This window comes from Alteromonas sp. AWJ4_197 (genome assembly GCF_056160285.1).
On the sequence record NZ_JBSWWW010000061.1, the window covers coordinates 1 to 322 of the forward strand.

At 43.8% G+C, this 322-nt stretch carries 1 rRNA gene; it reads left to right on the forward strand.

What is annotated here, in order from left to right:
* Positions 1-229 precede the first annotated feature (229 nt).
* A 5S ribosomal RNA gene (gene rrf / locus ACXAGC_RS20535) occupies positions 230-322 on the forward strand; the annotation flags it as partial.

The following is a 322-nucleotide window of genomic DNA, read 5'->3' on the forward strand; positions in this document are numbered from 1 at the left end:
CCCGTGAGGCTTAACCATACAACGCCTAAGTAGCTTTTACTTAGAAGTTGTGAGTTAAAGACTGACTAATTAAAAAGTTAGAGTAGCGTTACTCTGATTGATACTGATAGAAAGCTTTCCAAGATTGTTAAGATAAGCATTGAGGACTTGGCACACAACTGAGTGTAATGAATGTCCTCCTTGCGCAAAAGTCGAGAAAAGCACTCGATTTTGCACGACAAAGTTTATGCCTGACGGCAATAGCGACGTGGTACCACCTGAATCCATTCCGAACTCAGAAGTGAAACGCGTTAGCGGCGATGGTAGTGTGGGGTCTCCCCAT